Below are 5,987 nucleotides of genomic sequence, written 5' to 3'. Positions count from 1 at the left end.
GTCCACCCCACCCGACACCACACCCCACAACTCCTCCGCCGACCCCACCCCACCCGGATACCGGGCCCCCAACCCCACCACCACCACCGGATCACCCGACACCGCGAGCGGAGCCGACGCGGACGCGATCGTCCGGCGCTCCTTACCGAGAACCACCTCACGCAGGTGCTCGGCCAGCCGGACCGGAGTCGGATGGTCGAAGATCATCGTCGCCGGCAGCCGGGTCCCGACCGCCGCGGACAGCCGGTTGCGCAACTCCACGCCGGTCAGCGAATCGAAGCCCAGGTCCTTGAAGGCCAGGTCGCCACCGATCTCGTCGCTGCGGCCCAGCACTGCCGAGGCGTGGGTGCGGACCAGGTCGAGCAGGATCTCGCGTTGCCGGGCCTCGGGGAGCGAGCCCAGCTCGCCCACCAGTCCCGTGGTCCGCACCGGTTTGCGGGCGCGTGCCAGTGCACGCAGCACCGGCCGGTCGCCCAGTGCGGACACCTTGAGCCGGGCCGCGACCACCGCCGGTTCCGCGGTGTCCAGGCCCCCGTCCAACAGCCCGAGTGCGTGGTCGGTCGCCATCGGCAGCAGCCCCGCGCGGGCGAGGCGTTCGCCGTCGGCCTCGGACATCCGCCCGGTCAGTCCGCTGACCTCGGCCCACTGGCCCCAGGCCAGCGACACCCCGGGCAGGCCCTGGGCACGCCGGTAGGCGGCCAGGCCGTCGAGGTAGGCGTTCGCCGCCGCGTAGTTCGCCTGCCCCGCCGCGCCCAGCGTCCCGGCCGCCGAGGAGAAGAGGACGAAAGCCGCCACGTCCCGTCCGAGGGTGAGTTCGTGCAGGTTCCACGCCGCCCGTGCCTTGGGCTCCCAGACCGCGGCGAGGCGTTCGGGGGTCAGGTTCTCGACCAGGGCGTCGTCGAGCACACCGGCGGCGTGGACGACCGCGGTCAGCGGATGCTCGGCCGGGATCGAGTCCAGTACGGCCGCCAGCGCGTCCCGGTCGGCCACGTCGCAGGCGGCCACGGTCACCTCCGCGCCCAGCCCGGACAGTTCCCCGCGCAACGCCGCCCCGCCACCGCTCCGGCTGACCAGCAGCACGTGCCGCACACCCCGCTCGGCCACCAGATGCCGGGCCACACGGCCCCCCAGCACCCCCGTACCACCGGTGATCAGCACCGTACCGGCCGCATCGAGATCCGCGGGAACAGTCAGGACGATCTTCCCGATGTGAGCGGCCCGGCCCATGAACCGGAACACGTCGACCGCGTCCCGGACCCCACGCACGTCGATCGGCAGCGGTGTGAACTCGCCGTCGGCGAAGGCCCGTACGACGGCGTCCAGGATCTCGCCGAGCCGTTCCGGCCCCGCGTCGGCGATGTCGAACGCCCGGTAGAGGATGTCGGGACGGTCGGCGGCGTCGCGGATGTCGGTCTTGCCCATCTCCACGAACCGGCCGCCGGGTGCGAGCAGCCGCAGGGAGGCGTCGACGAACTCGCCGGACAGCGAGTCCAGGACCACGTCCATGGGCGGGAACTTCCGCTCGAACTCCAGGGTGCGTGACGAGGCGATGTGGTCCTCGTCCAGCCCCAGGGCGCGCAGGATGTGCCATTTGGCCGGACCGGCGGTGGCGAAGACCTCCGCCCCGAGCCGCCGGGCCAGCTGGATCGCCGCCATGCCGACGCCGCCGGTGCCGGCGTGGATCAGGACCCGGTCGCCGGCCTTCAGGCCGCCCAGGTCGCGCAGGCCGTACCACGCGGTCAGGAACACCACGGGTACGGACGCGGCCCTGGCGAACGACCAGTCGTCGGGCATCCGGACCAGCAGCCGCTGGTCGGCGACGGCGACCGGGCCGAAGGCGCCGGGGACCAGGCCCATGACGCGGTCGCCGGGCCGGAACCGGGTGTCCGGGCCGGTTTCGAGGACGACGCCCGCACCTTCGCCGCCCATCAGGGCCGCGCCGGGGTAGACGCCGAGGGCGATCAGCACGTCCCGGAAGTTGAGCCCGGCCGCCCGCATGGCGATCCGGGCCTGCCCGCGCCCCAGCGGCTCCATGAGCTCCGGGCGGGGCACCAGCGCCAGGTCGTCGATGCTGCCGGTGCCCGTGTCCTCCAGTCGCCAGGGTCCGTCCGGCGGGGTGAGGCTGGCGCCGACGCGGACCAGGCGGGGGACGCGCAGCGTCCCTTGGCGTACCGCCAGTTCCGGCTCGTCCGTGCCGGCGATCAGTGCGGGGTCCCAGGTCGGGTCGGCGTCGACCAGGACGAACCGGCCGGGGTGCTCGGCCCGCGCGCCGCGGACCAGGCCCCAGACCATCGAGTGGTGGAGGCCGACCACGTCGCCGGGCGCGGCGGCGACGGCGTCGCGGGTGACGACCGCCAGCCGCGTCCGCTCGCCCGCCAAGTGGTCCTGGATCGCGGCGAGTACGCTCCGTGCGCTCTCGTACGCCGCCTCGACGGTGTCCGCCTCGGGCTCCGGTCCGGGCACCTCGTAGACGACCAGGTCGGCGGGACCGCCGCCGGTCGGCGCCGGTGCGAGGGGGATCCAGTCGAGTGTGTACAGGCTGTCCGGGACGGCGGTGGCGTCCCGGACGGTCAGCGACGTGACGACCGCGACCGGGGTGCCGTCGGGATCGGCCACGGCCACGGTGTACGTGTCCGGCCCGGTGGCGGACAGGCGTACGCGCAGCGTCCGGCGGCCCGCGGGTCGTATCGCCACTCCGGTGAACGCGAACGGCAGGCCGGTGCGGTCGGTGAGGAACGCCATGGGGTGCAGTGCGGCGTCGAGCAGCGCGGGGTGGAGGGGAAACGATTCCTCGGCGGGAAGCTCCACCTCGGCGTAGATGGTGTCGCCGACCCGCCGGGCCGCCGTGACACCCTGGAACGCCGGCCCGTACTCGTAGCCGAGCACGGCCAGCGAGTCGTAGAGCCCATCGATGTCGAGGGGCTCACCGGCCGATGGCCAGTCCCAGGCGCTCAGCACCGGCTCCTCGCCCAGGGTGCCGGTGGCGTGCCGCACCCACTCCTCGCCGGCACGCGAGTACACCGTGAGCGGGCGGCGGCCGTCGTCCTCGGGGCCCACGACGACCTGGAGGTACACCGGGGTGTCGTCGAGGACGAGCGGCGTTTCGAGCACCAGCTCCTCGACCGCGTGGCCGAGCCGGCCGGCGGCGTAGGCCGCCATTTCCGCGAACGCGGTGCCGGGCAGGAGGACGGAGCCCCGCACGGCGTGGTCGGCCAGCCACGGGTGGGTGGCGAGCGAGATCCGTCCGCTGAGCACCGCGCCGTCGGGCAGTTCCACGAACGTGCCGAGCAGGGGGTGGTCGCCCGACGCCGCCGGGACGGGCCGCAGCCAGTACGGCCGGCGCTGGAAGGCGTACGTCGGCAGGCTGACGGGCTCGGTGTCGTCCGGGAACCGCCAGTCGACCGGGACACCGTGCACGTGCAGGCGGCCGAGCGAGGTGAGGAAGTCGTCCTGGTCGCGCCGGAGCGTGCCGGTGACGAGGAGGTCGGAGCCGTGGTGGTGGCCGGTCTCCTCGACGGCGGAGACCAGGACCGGGTGCGGGCTGACCTCCACGAAGACGGCGTGGCCGTGGTCGAGCAGCAGCCGGGTGGTCTGGTCGAACAGCACGGGTTCGCGGAGGTTGCGGTACCAGTAGGCGGCGTCGAGGGCGGAGGTGTCGATCTCCTCGCCGGTCACCGTGGAGTAGAACGGGATCGCCGCCGGACGCGGTGTGATGCCGGCCAGGTCGGTGAGCAACTGCTCGCGGATGGCCTCCACTTGGGCGGAGTGGGCGGCGTAGTTCACCGGCAGGCGGCGGGCGCGGATGCCGTCGGCCTCGCAGGCCGTCAGCAGTTCGTCCAGCGCGTCCAGATCACCGGAAACCACCACGCTGTCCGCTGAGTTGACCACCGCCACGGTCAGCCGGCCGGTCCAGCGGGCCGCGAACTCGGCGGCCTGCTCGTGCCCGAGACCGACCGACACCATCCCGCCCTGGTCGGCCAGCACCGCCAGCGCTCTGCTCCGCAGCGCCACCACCTTGGCGGCGTCTTCCAGGGACAACGCGCCCGTCACACAGGCCGCCGCGATCTCGCCCTGCGAATGCCCGACGACCGCGTCGGGTTCCACACCATGAGCGCGCCACAGCTCCGCCAGCGCCACCATCACCGCGAACAGGGCCGGCTGCACCACATCCACGCGCTCCAGCGGGGTGCCGCCGGTCAGCGCCTCCACCAACGACCAGTCGGTGTACGGCGCCAGCGCCGCGTCACACGCGTCGACCGCCTCCCGGAACACCGGCTCCGAGCCGTACAACTCCCCGCCCATACCGGCCCACTGCGCACCCTGCCCCGGAAACACGAACACCGACCGGCCCAGCGGGCGGACGGTCCCGGTGACCAGGTCCGGCGCCGACCGGCCCTCCGCGAGTGCCTCCAGCGCCTCCGCACCGCTCAGCACCGCGCGGTGCTCGAAACGCGACCGCCCCGCCAACGCCCGGCCCACCGCGACCGCGCCGGCTTCCGGATGCCCGGCCAGGAACGCCCCCAGCCGGCGCGCCTGCTCCCGCAACGCCGCATCCGACTTCCCCGACAACACCCACGGCACCACCCCGCCCGCGGGTCCCGGGGAAACCCGGACCGGCTCTTCGGCGGCCGCCTCGATCACCACATGCGCGTTGGTGCCGCTGATGCCGAACGCCGACACGGCGGCACGGCGGGGACGCCCCGTCTCCGGCCACGGCCGGGCCTCGGTCAGCAGTGAGACACGGCCCGCCGACCAGTCGACGTGGGAGGTCGGCGCGTCCACGTGGAGGGTGCGCGGCAGTTGCCCGTGCCGCATCGCCATGACCATCTTGATCACACCAGCAACACCGGCCGCCGCCTGCGTGTGCCCGATGTTCGACTTCACCGACCCCAGCCACAACGGCTCGTCCCGCCCCTGGCCGTAGGTCGCCAGGAGCGCCTGGGCCTCGATGGGGTCGCCGAGGGTGGTGCCGGTGCCGTGGGCCTCCACCGCGTCCACGTCCGCCGTCGACAGTCCGGCGTTCGCCAGCGCCTGCCGGACGACGCGTTCCTGGGACGGACCGTTCGGCGCCGCGAGGCCGTTCGACGCGCCGTCCTGGTTCACCGCCGAGCCCCGCACCACCGCCAGCACCCGGTGGCCGTTGCGGCGGGCGTCGGACAGGCGTTCCAGCAGCAGCAAGCCGGCGCCCTCGCCCCAGGCCGTACCGTCAGCCGCTTCGGCGAACGCCTTGATACGGCCGTCGGCCGCAAGTCCCCGCTGCCGCGAGAACTCGACGAACCCCGCCGGTGTGGCCATCACCGTCACACCGCCCGCCAGGGCCAGCGAGCACTCCCCGGCCCGCAGCGCCTGCGCCGCCAGGTGGATCGCCACCAGCGACGACGAGCACGCTGTGTCCACCGACACCGCCGCGCCCTCCAGCCCCAGCAGGTACGACACCCGCCCGGACGTGGCGCTGGTGGCTGTTCCGGTGGCGAGGAATCCTTCGAGGTCCGGCGGCGGCTGGTTGCCGTAGCCGGAGGACCACAGGCCGGTGAACACGGCCGTGCGGCTGCCGCCGAGCGTGGTCGGGTCGATGCCGGCGTGCTCGAAGGTCTCCCAGGCGGTCTCCAGCAGCACCCTCTGCTGCGGGTCCATCGCCAGTGCCTCGCGCGGCGAGATGCCGAAGAACCCGGCGTCGAAGCCGGCGCCGTCGGCGAGGAAGCCGCCCGACCGGCTGTAGGTCGTGCCCGGCCGGTCCGGGTCGGGGTCGTAGACGACGTCCCAGCCACGGTCCGGCGGGAATGCGGTGATCGCGTCGGCACCGTCCGAGACGAGTCGCCACAGGCCGTCCGGGGACTCCACTCCGCCCGGGTAGCGGCAGCCCATGCCGATGATCGCGATCGGTTCGCGCGCGGCCTCCTCCATGTCGGCGAGGCGCTTGCCGAGCACTCCCAGGTCGGCCGTGGCGCGCTTGAGGTAGGTGCGGAGCTTCTCTTCGTCGGACATGG

1 pseudogene is annotated in these 5,987 nt (G+C 73.8%); it reads right to left on the bottom strand.

What is annotated here, in order from left to right:
- A pseudogene (locus IE251_RS40755) lies at window positions 1-5,943 on the bottom strand (type I polyketide synthase); the annotation flags it as partial.
- Between the last annotated feature and the right edge of the window lie 44 nt (window positions 5,944-5,987).

The sequence above is a fragment of the Streptomyces eurythermus genome (assembly GCF_014649115.1).
GTDB classification, from domain to species: domain Bacteria; phylum Actinomycetota; class Actinomycetes; order Streptomycetales; family Streptomycetaceae; genus Streptomyces; species Streptomyces eurythermus.
Note: the sequence above shows the minus strand (reverse complement) of the source record. Positions and strands in the feature narration are given on the sequence as shown.